The organism is Moorena sp. SIO4G3, assembly GCF_010692305.1.
Lineage (GTDB): Bacteria > Cyanobacteriota > Cyanobacteriia > Cyanobacteriales > Coleofasciculaceae > Moorena > Moorena producens_A.
Genome location: NZ_JAAHIG010000084.1, coordinates 11,473 through 28,504, shown reverse-complemented (window position 1 = coordinate 28,504; position 17,032 = coordinate 11,473). Strand labels below are relative to the sequence as shown.

Here is a 17,032-nt window from a genome sequence, read left to right as displayed (position 1 = left end):
ATCTGTAAATATAGCTGAAGAACCAAAGCAATAATTACCCTTCATAACAGGTGGGATATACTTAATAAGTGGAGGGCTTGGAGGTATTGGAACTGAAATTGCTAGTTTCCTACTTAAGAATTATCAAGCACGGTTGCTGATAGTTGGTCGCACTTCTCTACCCGATAAAAATACTTGGCAAACTCATTTAGATAGTGGAAATGAACTGGCAAGTAAAATCCAAGCTTATCAACAATTGCAGCAACTACCAGGGTCAGTCATTTATGAAGATGTAGATATCTGTGATTATGCTCAGTTGCAGCAGATATTGACAACAACTCTATCCAAATGGGGAGGCCAGCTTGATGGGATTATCCATCTAGCAGGAGTATTCACCGAACAACTATTAGTATCCCAAACCCTAGAAAGTATCACTGCCGTTCTTCGTCCCAAATTCCTTGGGACTTGGGCCTTACATAAACTACTGCTGGAAGATAATCCTCAAGGTTTGTTTCTTCATTTTTCGTCCATCAATGGCTTCTTTGGCGGTACCACTGTAGGTGCTTATGCGGCAGCATCTAGTTTTATGGAAGCGTTTTGCGATTACCAGCAGACCTATACTAGCCTGCAAAGCTACTGCTTATCATGGAGTATGTGGGATGAAATCGGCATGAGTCTGGGCTATCAAATGAAAGACTTGACCCATGCTAAAGGCTACTTTTCGATTAATAAGGCACAAGGGATGTGCTCTTTATTAGCCGCGTTGTCTCGTGCCCAACATCATTTGTTTGTGGGTTTGGATGGGAGTAAACCCAACATTGAACGTTTAACTATTACCTCAGAACCTCAAAACCGACAGCAGTTAACGGCTTATTTCACCTCCAAGGTAGAACAATTACCAGTGAGTCATTTAGAAGCCTTGGAAGTACGCGATCGCTTTGGCAGACTCAGCCGTTGTCTGTGGGCACAACTTGCCGAGATGCCTCTAACTGAAACTGGAGAAATTGTTCGAGAAAAGCTGATTGGACTGAGCACAGGTATTGGTCTTTTTGAACAAACAAAACCACGCAACCAAGTAGAACATCAACTCGTTGAAATTTTCCAGCAGGTACTAGAAGTGCCTGTTACTAGTATCCATGACAATTTCTTTGCTCTGGGCGGAAATTCTCTGCTAGCAGTGCAAGTGGTTTATCGTATACAGCAAACCTTTAATCAAGAGGTTTCTCTGCATATACTGTTTCAAGCACCTACAGTTGGTGAACTGGGGCAAACCATAATCAAAGAAAATCTCTTACCAGGGCAAAAATCAGATGCCAGTTTACCAACCCTTGTACCTGACCCAGAAAAACGCTACGAACCCTTCCCCCTAACTGATATTCAACAAGCTTATTGGCTAGGTCGCAATCGAGCCTTTGATTTAGGTAATGTTGCTAGCCATATTTACATAGAGATCGATTCTGAAAACTTAGATATAGAACGCTTAAACCAGGCTTGGCAGAAATTAGTTGACCACTATGATATGCTGCGAGCCGTAGTTTTACCCGACGGACAACAGCAAGTCAAACAACAAGTACCAGCCTATCAAATACAAGTTTTTGATTTGCAAAACCAGCCAGAACCAGCAGTTAGTGACCACCTCAAGGCAATTCGGGAGCAAATGTCTCACGAAATATTACCCTCTGAGCAATGGCCATTGTTCAAGTTGCAGGCCACTCACGTCAATGAAAAGCACTATCGCCTCCATCTGAGTTTTGATGCTTTAATTGCTGATAGCTGGAGCCTAATGCTACTGGGGCAGTATTGGCTGCAACTGTATCGAGACCCAGAAAGTTCTCTACCTTCATTGGAACTGTCATTTCGCGACTATGTGCTAGCTAAAATAGGGCTGGATGTTACACCACAGTATCAGCGTTCTCAAGATTACTGGTTCGAGCGCTTGTCCACTCTCCCGCCAGCACCAGAATTACCCTTTGCCAAGCAGATAGTTGCTCTGGAGCAACCGCAGTTTACACGTCGCAGTGGGCGATTAAATGTTGTTGATTGGCAGCGATTAAAAGACAAGGCAAGTCAGGCAAATTTGACTAATTCTACTGTTTTATTAGCTGCTTTTGCTGACATCTTAACCTGTTGGAGCAAGAGTTCTAAGTTTACCATTAACCTGACTCTGTTTAATCGCTTACCCTTACATCCCCAAGTTAATGAGGTACTTGGAGATTTCACATCCCTCACGCTCCTAGAAGTTGACAACTCAAAACCGACTCCTTTTATTAAGCGTGCTCAACAGCTACAGAAACAACTGTGGCAAGATTTAGACCACCGTTATGTCAGTGGTGTGGAAGTGCAGCGAGAATTGCGCCGCCTATATGGAAGTTATCAAGCTATGGGGGTTGTCTTTACCAGCGTTCTGGGGGCTGGTATCGAGTCGGAAGAACAATTGTGGGTTAATCAGCTAGGAAAAATGGTCTATAGCATTAGCCAAACCCCTCAAGTCTGGCTAGACCATCAAGTGCTTGAAGAACAAGGGGAATTAATATTTCAGTGGGATATAGTTGAAGAGCTTTTCTGTGAAGGTGTTATTGATAATATGTTCCAGAGTTACACAGATTATCTGCAACACCTGGCAACCTCAGAATCTGCTTGGATGGACCTCTACCCTCAACTGTTACCAAAAGCCCAACTCCAACAACTTGCACAACTCAATCAGATAAATCTACCTGTTCCCCAACAAACCTTACACGGTCTGTTTCTGCAGCAGGTGGAACAAAATTATCAAGAATTGGCAGTGATTACCCCAGAGCGCTGCTTGAGCTATGGAGACTTACACCAACGCGCCCGCAACATCGGGCATTGGTTGCAACAACTGGGAGCTTCGCGCAATAGCTTAGTAGCTGTAGTAATGTTCAAGGGATGGGAACAAGTTGTTGCAGTCTTGGCAATCTTGATGGCTGGTGCGGCCTATGTGCCTATTGACCCCGAACTCCCCCAGGAGCGAAGAGAATTTTTACTTACCCAAGGGGAAGTGAAGGTGGTTCTGACCCAAGAATCTCTGTTAGAACAACTAGCAATACCAGAGGGAATTGAGTGTTTGTCTGTAGATACTTTCGAGTCAATAAAAAATGATTCAATATCCTTCGTCCCCGTACATAATCCAGAAGATTTAGCCTATGTAATTTATACGTCTGGCTCTACAGGTTTACCCAAAGGGGTAATCATTAAGCATCAAGCAGTAGTAAACACCATCCTCGACATCAACCAGCGATTCAATGTTACAGCTAATGACCGAATACTAGCTGTGTCCGCGTTGAATTTTGACCTATCGGTATATGACATTTTTGGTATCCTGGCTGTTGGAGGAACTGTGGTCATCCCATCTGCTATTGATGCTAAAGATCCTGCTCGTTGGTACGAGTTAATTATTAAACACCAAGTTACATTGTGGAACTCTGTACCCGCACTAATGCAAATGTTAGTTGAGTACTTGTCTGGGCAGCTCAACCAGTCCCATGGTCCCCTACGATTAGCATTGCTCAGTGGCGATTGGATACCGCTAACGTTACCAGAGCGAATTAAACAGTTGTGGAGCCAGATCCAAATTGTTAGCTTAGGTGGTGCAACTGAAGCCTCAATTTGGTCAATTTATTATCCGATCGAACAAATTTACCCTGTAACTAAGAGCATTCCTTACGGTAAATCCCTTGCCAATCAAACTGTTTCTGTCCTCAACGATCTAATGCAGCCTACTCCAGTCTGGGTATGTGGAGATCTTTATATCGGAGGCGTTGGTTTAGCTTCTGGGTATTTATTAGATGAGAAAAAGACAAACGCAAGTTTTATTACTCACCCAGTTACTCACGAACGATTGTACAAAACCGGTGATTTGGGACGATATTTGCCTGATGGTAATATTGAATTTATTGGGCGCTCAGATTTCCAAGTTAAAATCAATGGCTATCGGGTTTAATTGGGTGAAGTTGAGGCGGCATTAAGCGATAATTCTACTGTCAAGGAGGCTATTGTTGTTGTTCTTGGCGAGTCCGAACACAAGCGTTTAGTCGCTTATATTGTCCCCATTGAGCCCTCTGTTGAAAAAGGAAAGCTACCAGGATATAGTTTTATTGGAGGCCAGATTGACCCAGTCCAAACTAAACAGGTGTTCGGTAAACCTTCAGAGGAAGACACCTCTATTCCACAACAACTACACGAGCATTTACAAGGAAAGTTGCCACAGTATATGCTGCCCAATGATTATGTGTTGATGGATGTCTTCCCTTTAACTGCAAATGGGAAAGTTAACCGTAAAGCTCTACCGGCCCCTGAGGTATCAGTACAAAAAAGAAGTTTCCAGCCCCCCAGTACTCCTATTGAGGAGAAGTTAGCTGGCATCTGGGCAACAATATTAGAGTTAGAGGTAAATCAAGTCGGTGTTAATGATAATTTCTTTGACCTTGGTGGCAATTCATTACTTGCGACTCAGTTAATCTCTAAAATTCGACAATTTTACCAAGTCGATCTACCGCTGTCTGACTTTTTTGAAGAACCGACAATTGCTGGTTTGGTTGAACACATTGAAGTAATTAGTTGGATGGCTCAAGATATACAATATTCAGAAACAACACATATAAAGGAGATAGAATTATGAAAAATCAAACAATTGTCAAGTTCCTTTCTCAACTGCGTAAACTTAATATTCAAGTTTCCTCTGATGGAGACAAATTACGCTGTCAAGCTCCTGAAGATGTTTTAACACCTGAACTCTCGCGGCGGATAGCTGAACGCAAACCAGAAATTTTGTCGTATTTGAAACAAGTTAGACAAAAAACAGATAGCAATATTCCACCCGCTATTTCGGTTGTCCCCAGAGACAAAAACTTGCCCCTCTCTTTTTCTCAAGAAAGACTCTGGTTCTTAGACCAACTTGAGGGTTCAACAGCTCCTTACATTCAGCAGGGAGCCATGGAAATAAGCGGGAATCTCAATATCCCAGTCCTCCAGCAAGCCTTTTGTGAAATTATTCGACGCCATGAAGTATTCCGAACCCGCTTTCACTCAGTCAATGGCATACCGATGCAGGTCATTGTTCCCGATACTGCTTTGGAAATACCAGTTGTAGATTTGAAGCATTTACCAAAAACACAACAAAAAATACAAATAAAACAGTATGCCCAGACACAAGCACAAACGCCCTTTAACCTGTCCGAAGATTTGCTCCTGCGAGTGAGTCTGCTACAAGTATCACAGCAGGACTTTATCATGCTGGTTACCATGCATCACATTGTTACTGATGTTTGGTCAGGTGGAATATTAGTTGAAGAATTATCAGTACTGTATGAGGCTTACAGTCAGGGCAAACCCTCCCCTTTATCCGAGGTATCTATCCAGTATGCTGACTTTGCTTCTTGGCAAAGACAATGGTTATCAGCGGAATTACAACACAAGCAACTGGAATACTGGAAACAGCAATTAGCTAATGCTCCTGCCTTGTTGCAGTTGCCGATCGATAAATCAAGGCCACCAATACAGACTTACGAGGGTAACATTCAAACCTTTGCTGTTGGCCAACACTTGACTAAGCAACTTCAAGAACTTAGCCAGCATTCGGAAACCACCCTTTTTATGACAACGTTCGCAGTGTTTGCTGTGTTTCTGTTTCGCTACAGTGCTCAGAATGATATGGTGATTGGTTCGCTAATTGCTAACCGCAACTATTCAGAAGTAGAATCCCTGATTGGCTTTTTCGCTAATACTCTACCCTTAAGGATGAACCTGCAAGGTAATTTAAGTTTTGAGCAGTTGCTCAGGCAGGTCCGTCAAGTAACGTTGTCAGCATATGCCCATCAAGATGTCCCTTTTGAACAGGTGGTAGAAGCCCTGCAACCAGAGCGTTCTTTGAGTTACGCACCTCTAGTTCAGGTGATGTATCTGTACCAAGATGCTCCAGTGAAGCCTTTAGAGTTATCTGGCGTCACTATCAAACCCTTGCCACAGATACATCCAGGGACAGCCAAGTTTGAATTGTCCTTATCAATGGAACAGACAGAATCTGGGCTGATAGGAACCTGGGAATATAATACTGACTTATTTGAAGAACAAACAATTACTAGGATGACGGGACATTTCCAGTCCCTGTTAGCAGCGGTCGTGGAAGCTCCCCAAGAACGTATAGATAAACTTCCTTTGCTTAGTGAGAGAGAACGCCATCAATTGTTAATTGAATGGAATGATACTGCAAGGGAATATCCAACAGATCGATGTATTCATCAATTGTTTGAAGAACAAGTAGAAAAAACACCAGACGCACTAGCGGTGGTCTTTGAAAACGAGCAATTAACTTACCAACAATTAAATCAAAAGGCCAATCAACTAGCACATTACCTGCAAAGTCTGGGAGTGGGACCAGAGGTACTAGTGGGTATTTGTGTAGAACGTTCAGTAGAAATGGTAGTAGGACTGTTGGGAATCCTCAAGGCGGGTGGTGCATATGTGCCACTCGATCCGAATCATCCCTTAGAACGGTTAAGTTATATGCTGGCTGATTCAGGAGTTAAGGTTTTGTTAACTCAAGAATCTATGGTTGAGTTATTACCCGTACAGACTGCCCTGGTAGTTGACATCGATCGTGCCAATTGGCAAATGCAAAATACTCAGGAGAACCTTGAGATTGAAGTAAATTCAAGTAATTTAGCTTATGTTATTTACACCTCTGGTTCTACAGGTGTTCCCAAGGGCGTTCAAATTTGCCATAAGAATGTGGTTAATTTTTTGAATTCTATGAGTGATTTTCCAGGTTTAGACCAGGAAGATACTGTCTGTGCAGTTACTACTATTGCCTTTGATATTGCAGCCCTTGAGATATATCTGCCTTTAACAGTAGGAGCAAAAGTTGTTGTCACCTCTCGTGAAATTAGCACTAATGCAGATAGCCTATTATCTGAATTATTAAAGTCAAAGATTACTGTTATGCAGGCAACACCAGCTACTTGGCAAATGCTCTTAAGTACTGGTTGGTCTTCCGATTATCCCCTAAAAGTGTTATGTGGTGGTGACGCATTAACAGCTCAACTAGCCGATCGAATTCTAGAAACTGGTAGCGAATTATGGAATCTGTATGGTCCAACAGAGACAACTATCTGGTCTGCAATTTACCAGGTACCCGCTAGCACTACAGCAGCTATAAATGGATATGTTCCTTTGTCTATCGGTGGACCAATAGGGAATACCCAAATTTATATTCTAGACTCACATCTACAGCCAGTCCCTATTGGTATAGCTGGAGAATTGTATATTGGAGGTGAGGGTTTAGGCAGAGGATATTTTAATCGTCCAGAACTAACTTCAGAAAAATTTATCCCAAATCCATTTTCTAATAGCAGATCGGAATGCCTTTACAAAACAGGTGACTTAGCCCGCTACTTGAGTGACGGTAATATAGAATTTCTCGGTCGCATTGATAATCAAGTGAAATTAAGGGGATTCCGAATCGAACTTGGGGAAATCGAATCCATTCTTAATAGCCACTCCCAAATTAAAGAAAGTGTAGTGATTGCACAGGAAGATCCACTTGGGAATAAACGCTTGATAGCCTATATCGTTAGTGACGATGAATTAATAAAGACTAACCAACTGCGTGAGTTTATGAAACAAAAGCTACCAGAATACATGGTACCTTCTGCTTTTATGACTTTAGAGACTTTACCGTTAACTCCCAACGGTAAAATAGACCGCAAAGCCTTACTAGCAGTTAATGTTGACTTGAGTCTAGAAGAGGAATACATAGCACCAAGCACGCCAAATCAAGAAATAATAGCTAATGTTTTCGCTTCAGTTCTTGGACGAGTAAATGTAGGAATATACGATAACTTCTTTGAATTGGGAGGACATTCCCTATTAGCCACCCAGTTAATCTCCCGACTTAGGCAAAGCTTTGAAATAGAAATTCCTCTCCGGGCGATCTTTGAATCACCCACTGTAAAGCAATTAGATGGAAAAATAATACAGTTAAGAAGAGATGGAGATCAATTCACTCCGCCTCCAATCAAACCAAGAAATAAGAAGGGAGAATTACCTCTTTCTTGGTCTCAAGAGAGGCTGTGGTTCCTGGCTCAATTAGAGGGAACAAGCCCAACTTATAATATACCAGGAGCAGTTCGGATTAGTGGGGATTTAAATCTCAAAGCTTTTGAGCAAGCCTTATCAGAAATAGTGCATCGTCACGAGATATTACAGACCAGTTTTAGGACTGTTGACGGTAGACCTTGGCAAGTTATTGAACCAGAAACCACTATCAAAATAAACTTAGTCGATCTACAGCAACTAGAGGCAAAAGAAAGAGAATCTGCTTTATACCAATATGTACAACAAGAAGCGATCGCGCCGTTTAATTTAGAGAGTGCCCCCCTAATTAGATGTAGTTTACTGTGCTTAGAGGAGAAAGAGTATGCATTATTATTAACGATGCATCACATTATCTCCGACTTATGGTCAATAGGAGTATTGATCGAAGAACTATCAAGCTTGTACCAAGCTTTTAATGGGGGCGAACCATCTCCTTTGTCAGAATTAGAAATTCAGTATGCTGACTTTTCAGTGTGGCAAAGAGAATGGATAAATGGTCAGGTACGAGAAGCTTATATTGATTACTGGAAACAGGCGTTAAATGGTGCGCCAGAACTACTTGACTTACCCACCGATCGCCCACGTCCTTCTGTACAGACTTACCGAGGTAAAACCCAACGTTTTTGTATAAATACTGATTTAACTGACAAGCTGCAAATTCTTTCCTGCCAGTTGGGAACTACGTTATTTATGACCTTGCAGGCAGCGTTTGCAACGTTACTATATCGTTACAGCGGTCAATCAGATATTTTAATTGGCTCAATTATTGCCAATCGAAATTACATTGAAATTGAATCTTTAATTGGTTTCTTCGCGAATACCTTAGTGTTGAGAACTCGTTTTGAAGACGACCCTAGTTTTGAGACTCTGCTCGAACAAGTTAAAACAACTACGCTGAAGGCTTATGAATATCAGGATATTCCTTTTGAACAAGTAGTGGAAGCCTTACAACCACAACGTTCTTTAAGTCATTCACCCTTATTTCAGGTGATGTTTGTCTTGCAAAATGCTCCCATGGGCGAGTTAAAATTACCAGGGATAACTATAAGCGAACTAGAATACGAATATACTATTGCTAAGTTCGATCTCACGCTATCAATGACTCAAACTAAAGAAGGATTGGTAGGCTCGTGGGAGTACAACACAGACTTGTTTGATGATTCAACCATCAAACGTATGGCTCATCATTTCGAGAACTTGTTGTCAGAGATCCTAGCTAATCCTCAACTTACAGTTGACGAAGTTCCCTTACTGAGTGAAGCAGAACGCCATCAATTGTTAATTGAATGGAATGATACTGCAAGGGAATATCCAACAGATAAATGTATCCATCAATTGTTTGAACAGCAAGTAGAGCAAAATCCCGATGCCGTGGCAGTGGTTTTTGAGGAAGAACAACTAACTTATGGGGAGTTGAATGGGAAAGCAAACCAACTAGCGCGACATTTGCAAGACTTGGGAGTTGGACCGGAAGTTACCGCAGGCATTTATTTAGATCGCTCTCTTAATATGGTGGTAGCAGTCATGGGAGTAATGAAAGCAGGTGGTGTTTATATTCCCCTGGAGCCGAAATGGCCTCTCGCCCGCGTGGAAAGGATTCTCTCGTGCCAAGAGGTAGGCTATCTTGTTACCGAGCAAAAATATTTACCGACAGTTCTCCAGCAGCAATGGAAACATCCGCAATTGAACCACGTGATTTGCCTAGATGTAAATACACCAGTACCAGTACCGGAAACTATAGATCGCAATGCCACACAGGAACTATGGGATTGGGTGGCACGGCAAGCAAACAATCGCGTTACCAGAAGCGGGTTTATTAGCAGTTATACTGGTCAGCCTTTTTCTCAGGCTGAAGTTGACGAGTATCAAAACCATATAATCGACCTAGCAAAACCATATTTGGGCAAAGGAAAACGAGTGCTGGAAATAGGTTGTGGTTCTGGAGAAATTATGTTTGCGATCGCTTCTACCGTAGAACTTTACGTCGGCATAGATCCCTCAGAAATAACCCAAGAGCGCAATCGAGAAATTAAAACCCAGAAACAGCTAACTTCTCTGAAGCTCTTGACTGGTTTTGCTGATGAAATCGACTCTATTGAAGAGAGTCCCTTCGATTTGATTATTTTAGCCAGTACCGTGCAGTTTTTTCCAGGAATTCTTTATTTGCAGCAGGTTATAGAACAATGTCTGGCTATCTTAGCACCATCAGGAGCTATTTTATTAGCAGACATCATGGATGCTCGCCGAAAAGAAGAGTTCCAGGAGTCCTTGAGAGCTTTCAAAATGAAATTCGGTCAAAAATCGGATATCGAGACCAAAACAAATCTCGATAGCGAACTGTATCTGGATGAAGATTTTTTCAGAGACTTAGCGGCTCGATATTCCGAAATAGCAGAAATTTCAGTTCTCAAACGAGAGCGAGGATTTGAAAACGAACTCGGTTATCGCTACGATGTGATTCTTGAGAAAGATCGAGCATTAGGCAAGGCGAAAAAACACTTTGTTGAACCTCAGAAGCATTTATGGACTCAATGGCATCTGAATCATCATTCTGCCGAGAATCTTGGGGTAGTTGCCAATCCGAACAATACAGCTTATATCATCTACACTTCGGGTTCCACCGGCGTACCCAAAGGAGTCATCGTCTGCCATCGTTCTGTTGTCAATTTAATTGATTGGGTTAACAAAACCTTCCAGGTAAAAGCAAGCGATCGGGTTTTATTTGTGACTTCTTTATGTTTCGATTTATCCGTTTATGATATCTTTGGTTTGCTAGCAACCGGCGGTTCGATTTATATGGCATCGGAGTCGTAATTACAAAATCCCCAAGAACTGCTTCGCATCCTGAAACAGGATTCTATTACTTTTTGGGATTCAGCTCCAGCAACCCTCCAACAACTGGTTCCATTTTTTCCAACTACACCCCCAGTTAACACCTACCTGCGACTGGTATTTTTAAGTGGCGATTGGATTCCAGTCACCTTACCCGATAAGCTAAAAGAGGTGTTCTCAGGAGTTAGAGTTATCGGTTTAGGCGGTGCAACCGAAGCAACAATTTGGTCGAATTATTATCCAATTGAAACAGTCGATCCTACCTGGGCAAGTATTCCCTACGGCAAACCGATTCAGAACGCCCAGTATTATATCCTCGATTCCTACTTCAATCCTTGCCCCATTGGAGTTACTGGATTTCTCTATATTAGCGGAGAATGTTTGGCAAAGGGGTATGACGATCCAGACAAAACTGCCGAGCGGTTTCTGCCCAATCCATTTAAGAATGAGATGGCGGGCGCATCTATTTACAAAACCGGCGATTTATCCCGCTATCTCCCCGATGGCAACATCGAATTTATCGGTCGTATCGACAACCAGGTAAAAATCCGAGGTTTCCGCATTGAACTCGGAGAAATCCAAGCAACCCTAGCTCAAAACCCAGAAGTACGCGAAGCAGTGGTTATTGTCAGAGAAGACAACCCAGAGGATAAGCGCCTCGTAGCTTACATCGTTAAAAAAGAAGATGCGATCTCCTCCGATCTGCGGAGTTTCCTGAAAACTAAGCTACCAGATTACATGATACCTTCTGCATTTGTAACTTTAGACACCCTACCGTTAACACCGAACGGCAAAATAGACCTGAAAGCACTCCCACCAGTAGAAGAACAACTGATTTACTCAAAAGAATATGTTCCTCCTCGGACTGTCACCGAGAAAACCATCTCCGACATCTTCGCAGCAGTGTTGAAAGTCCCAGCAGTCGGATTAAATGATAACTTTTTTGAACTAGGTGGCCACTCACTAATCGCCACCCAATTGATTACCCGTCTACGGCAAGTCTTTGCAGTGGAACTACCTCTTCGGACATTATTTGAATCTCCAACTGTAGCCCAACTCGATCGAATTATAAGTCAATTAACTCAAGGAGAACCATCCCAGCTCAAAGCTTCAAATTTAGACCTGCCAACAGCTATTCCTGCACCATCTGAGCTTCACCAACCCTTCCCACTCACAGAAATACAACAAGCTTATTGGTTAGGACGAAATGATACTTTTGAACTCGGAAATATATCTAGTCATCTTTACGTCGAACTTGATTGTCCAAGTATAGATATAGAAAGACTCAGCCAATCTTGGCAGAAGATTATCAAGCACCATGAGATGCTGAGAGTGGTAGTACAGCCGGATGGACAGCAGCAAATTTTACGTGACGTTCCGGATTACCAGATTGAAGTGTTCGATTTGCGTCGGCATTCAGAAAATAGCATTAATGCTCATTTAGAAACCATTCGGCAGCAGATGTCTCACGAAATTTCTGCTGCCGAATCATGGCCTTTATTTAAGTTTTGTGCAACTCAGTTAGATACAAATTGTTATCGTTTGCACTTAAGTTTTGATGCCTTAATTGCAGACGCCTGGAGTCTAATGATTCTGGGGCAACAATGGTTGGAAATGTACTATAACCCACAGACAGAGCTTCCTAAGGTAGAGATTTAATTTCGCGATTATATTCTTGCAGAACTCCAGCTTAAAGAGACACCGCATTACCAACAGTCTCAAAAATATTGGTGGGATCGAATTACCACACTTCCTTCAGCACCAGAACTCCCCTTTGTACAACAGCCAGCGGCTCTTAAACAGCCTCAGTTCAAACGATTTAGTGCAAAGCTTACTGCTCAACAGTGGCAAAAATTGAAAAGCAAAGCTCGTGCAATTAATTTGACGGGTTCTGGAATCTTACTAGCAGCCTTTAGCGATGTCTTAGCTTATTGGAGTAAAACCCCTAACTTTACCATCAATCTCACACTTTTTAATCGTCTACCTTTACATCCTCAAGTCAACCACATTGTTGGTGATTTCACATCCCTGACACTGCTAGAAGTTGACAACTCTATAGTAGCCACCTTTGTTGAGCGTGCCCAACGCCTACAGGCAAGATTGTGGGAGGATTTAGACCATCGCTATGTCAGTGGTGTGGAAGTGCAGCGAGAGCTACGACGTCAACGAGGCACTTATCAAGCTATGGGGGTTGTCTTTACTAGCACTCTAGGTTTCAGTGACATGGCTCAACAAGATTGGTTGGTCAACCAGTTGGGAGAAATGGTCTATTCCATTACTCAAACTCCACAAGTTTGGCTTGACCATCAAGTCAGAGAAGAAGAAGGAGCTTTATTATTCAACTGGGATGCTATCGAAGAACTATTCCCTGCTAACCTGCTAGACGATATGTTCAGTAGCTATTGCAATTATCTTCAGCAATTAGCTACTGATCAGAAAATCTGGATGGAAAAATATCCGACTCTGCTTCCACCACAGCAGCTAGAGGTTATACAAAAACTAAACCAGGTTAATCAACTTAAGACCGTAACTTCTGAGCAGACATTGGATGGTTTGTTTGTGCAACAGGTGAAACAAAGAGGAGCATCACTTGCTGCGATCGCACCAGAATTATGCCTAACTTACGAACAGTTATACCAACATGCTGTCAAGCTAGGACACCAGTTGCGGTCACTAGGAGCAACTACAGGCACTCACATCGCTGTAGTTATGAACAAGGGATGGGAACAGATTGTTGCCGTGCTGGGAGTATTGATGGCTGGTTGCACCTATATACCGATCGATCCAGGGTTGCCACAACAACGTCAGTGGTCGCTTTTAACACAAGCACAAATCCAGTTGGTTGTCACTCAAGAGGCACTGTACCAAAGTCTTTCGTGGCCAGAAGAAATTGAGTGTGTATATGTTGAGTATAACCCTCACATAGGAGTCCAGAGAACCTTAGAAAGATTGCACCAGTCTGGGGATTTAGCTTATATCATCTATACCTCTGGTTCGACGGGCATCCCTAAGGGTGTGATGATTGACCATCAAGGAGCGGTTAATACAATTATCGACATTAATCAGCGCTTTGGTGTTACGGCTGATGACCGAGTTCTCGCAGTTTCTGCTTTAAATTTCGACCTGTCCGTGTATGACATTTTTGGCACCTTAGCAGCAGGAGGCACAATTGTTATACCAACTGCAGCAAAAGCTAAAGATCCCGCACATTGGCTCTCGTTAATCAATGGGCACCATGTTACGGTTTGGAACTCAGTGCCTGCACTGATGCAGATGTTAGTAGAGTACACTTCAGCCCAATCCACACCACAGCATCATCCACTACGACTTGCTTTGTTATCGGGTGACTGGATACCGTTGAATTTACCGCAGCAAATCAAAGCTATCTGGACAGGTATAGAAGTAGTGAGCTTAGGTGGAGCAACAGAAGCTTCAATTTGGTCGATTTATTATCCGATAGGAGAAGTTGACCCTAACTGGCGGAGTATTCCTTATGGGAAACCCCTTGGTAATCAAACCATGCATGTCCTGAATCAATGGATGGAACCTGCTCCGGTGTGGGTTCCAGGACAGATTTATATAGGTGGGCTGGGATTGGCACAAGGCTACTGGAAAGATGACGAAAAAACAGCCAAGCACTTTATTCGTCATCCTCTGACCCAGGAGCGATTATACAAAACGGGAGATTTAGGACGCTATCTACCTGATGGAAATATTGAGTTCCTTGGCCGGGAAGATTTTCAGGTAAAAATTAATGGTTATCGAATTGAGTTGGGAGAAATTGAAGCAACACTAATGCGGAATTCCTTAGTGAATAAGGCTGTGGTGAATGCGATCGCCGACTCAAGAGACAGGAAGAAAATTGTAGCTTATATTGTGCCCTCAGAAACGCAACCAAAGTTGCCAGAAGCTTATTATCCTAGTGAAAAAGAGGGGATAATCACTGACCCAGTTGAACGAATTGAGTTTAAGCTCAAGCAACCTGGTCTAAGGAACCTGGACTCAACGAATAAGGGTATAGATTTGCCTTTGGATATTGATGAGGAAGCCCTAACCCAAGCTTATTTCCAGCGACAAAGTTATCGACATTTTCAACAGCAACCATTGGAGTTGCCAGAGTTTAGCCAGTTTTTAAGCTGCTTGCGTCAGTTAAGTTTAGCGGATAAACCGCTGCCGAAATATCTTTATCCTTCAGCAGGGAATCTTTATCCAGTTCAGAGTTATCTGATGATAAAGTCTGAGCGTTTAACTGGAGTTGAAGCAGGGATTTATTATTATTGTCCTCGACAACATCGCTTAGTTTTTATCAGTACACTAACTAATGCTGAAGGAGATAACATTTACGGCGGCAATCAGTCACTTGTTGAACAAGCTGCTTTTTCAACAAGTGACTGATTGCCAAACTTGATGCTATCACGCCTATGTATGGGGAATTAGCAGAAAGATTTTGCTTGCTGGAGGCAGGCCATATTGGGCAATTGTTGATGACTGCGGCTCCTGAGTTTGGTATTGGTTTGTGTCCGATCGGGAATTTAGATTTCCAACAGTTAAGCCATTTGTTTAAGCTAGACTCCCATCAAATGCTACTTTATAGCTTTGTAGGTGGAAAAATCGAGCCAGCCCAAGCTCAACAGTGGCTAACCTCTTCAGTCTCTCCTGCCAAATCATCTGGTGGTTCTGATCCGATTTCTCAGTTGCGTAAGCATCTACAATTACACTTGCCCGACTATATGCTCCCAAGCAAGTTGATGTTACTCGATGCTCTACCGTTATCTGCGAATGGTAAGATTGACCGTCGGGCTCTCCCTGTGCCTGATAATCTCCACGATCTGGAGGAAGAAACCTTTGTGGCTCCTCGGGATCTTGTAGAACTAAAACTCACCCAAATTTGGTCAGAGGTTCTTAATGTTTTCCCAGTGGGAGTCCAAAGTAACTTTTTCGACCTTGGGGGCGATTCTATTGTTGCCATTCGCTTGATGGCTCAAATTGAAGAGCAGTTTCAAAGAAATTTATCTTTAGCAACTTTATTTCAAGGTCAGACCATTGAGAAACTAGCAACAGTTCTCCGGGAGGAATCGGACCATATTTCTTGGTCTCCGCTAGTACCCATTCAAACGTCTGGTTATCAGCCTCCCTTCTTCTGCATAGCCGGAGGAGGGGGTAATGTTCTGTACTTTTATCATTTGTCGCGCTATTTAGGTCAAGAGCAACCGTTCTATGCTTTGCAAGCTGTTGGTCTTGATGGAGAATCAGAACCTTTTACGCGAGTCGAGGATATGGCGGCCCACTACATTGGATTAATAAAGTCCATTCAACCGGAAGGTCCTTACTTTTTAGGGGGGCATTCCTTTGGTGCATTAGTGGCTTTTGAAGTCGCCCAGCAATTACAAAAGCACGGAAATGAAGTAGCTCTATTAGCTATTCTAGATATGCATGCACCAGATACAGAGCGACCAAAGCCTGGCAGCCATAAGCTAGATACAGATTGGAATAGTGCAAAAATGTTGACCAGCATTGGTGGCATATTTGGTCGTATGTTTGGAAAAAACATTGATGTATCATACGAGTTTCTCCAACAGCTGACTTTTGATGAGCAATTAAATTATGTTAACGAGCAATTTCAGAAGGTCAATATTTTCCCTCCTGAAACAGGAGTTAAGCAAATTCGCGGTCTGATTAAAGTGGCGAGAGCAAGTCAAAATGCTTCTTGCTACGTTCCACAGGAGGTTTGTCCAACTCAGATTACTCTCTTTCGAGCTAGTGACGAAGTGCCGATAGAACTTGCTCCTAGTGTGGATATTTATAGGCTGCTTTACGACAATAGAAAAAACGATCCAATGTGGGGATGGAGTGAGTTTTCTGCTGGAGAAGTAGAACTTCATCCTGTTCCAGGAGACCATCTGACAATTATGACAGAGCCATACATTGGTGCTCTAGCCGAAAAGTTAAAATCCTCCTTAGAAAAAGCACAAACAGCTAACCCTATGGGTCGTCCGTAGGCTTATTTTTAAGGCGGTGTTGTGGGGCAATCAGCACTCCACAACACCGTTAAATTTATCCCGGCTTAAGTTATAAACCCGTCCATAAATACAAAAATAGGAGAAGAATC

The 17,032-nt window shown here is 42.6% G+C and carries 4 protein-coding genes and 1 pseudogene; all 5 read left to right on the top strand.

The window, feature by feature from the left end; all coding sequences use genetic code 11:
• Positions 1-43: 43 nt before the first annotated feature.
• Positions 44-3,940 carry an amino acid adenylation domain-containing protein gene (locus F6J99_RS16880; protein WP_365973505.1) on the top strand — a complete coding sequence of 1,299 codons (3,897 nt, stop codon included), beginning with the start codon at positions 44-46 and terminating at the stop codon, positions 3,938-3,940.
• Positions 3,941-4,618 (top strand): phosphopantetheine-binding protein, encoded by a 678-nt coding sequence (locus tag F6J99_RS16875; RefSeq protein WP_293113924.1) that lies wholly within the window; start codon positions 3,941-3,943, stop codon positions 4,616-4,618.
• Positions 4,615-13,350 (top strand): annotated as a pseudogene (locus F6J99_RS16870) (amino acid adenylation domain-containing protein); the annotation flags it as partial. The gene F6J99_RS16875 and the pseudogene F6J99_RS16870, both read left to right, overlap by 4 nt.
• Before the next feature lie 18 nt (positions 13,351-13,368).
• Positions 13,369-15,318 carry an amino acid adenylation domain-containing protein gene (locus tag F6J99_RS16865; RefSeq protein ID WP_293113926.1) on the top strand — a complete coding sequence of 650 codons (1,950 nt, stop codon included), beginning with the start codon at positions 13,369-13,371 and terminating at the stop codon, positions 15,316-15,318.
• Positions 15,315-16,922 carry a thioesterase domain-containing protein gene (locus tag F6J99_RS16860; protein ID WP_365973502.1) on the top strand — a complete coding sequence of 536 codons (1,608 nt, stop codon included), beginning with the start codon at positions 15,315-15,317 and terminating at the stop codon, positions 16,920-16,922. Before F6J99_RS16865 ends, F6J99_RS16860 begins: the two co-directional genes overlap by 4 nt.
• Positions 16,923-17,032 lie beyond the last annotated feature (110 nt).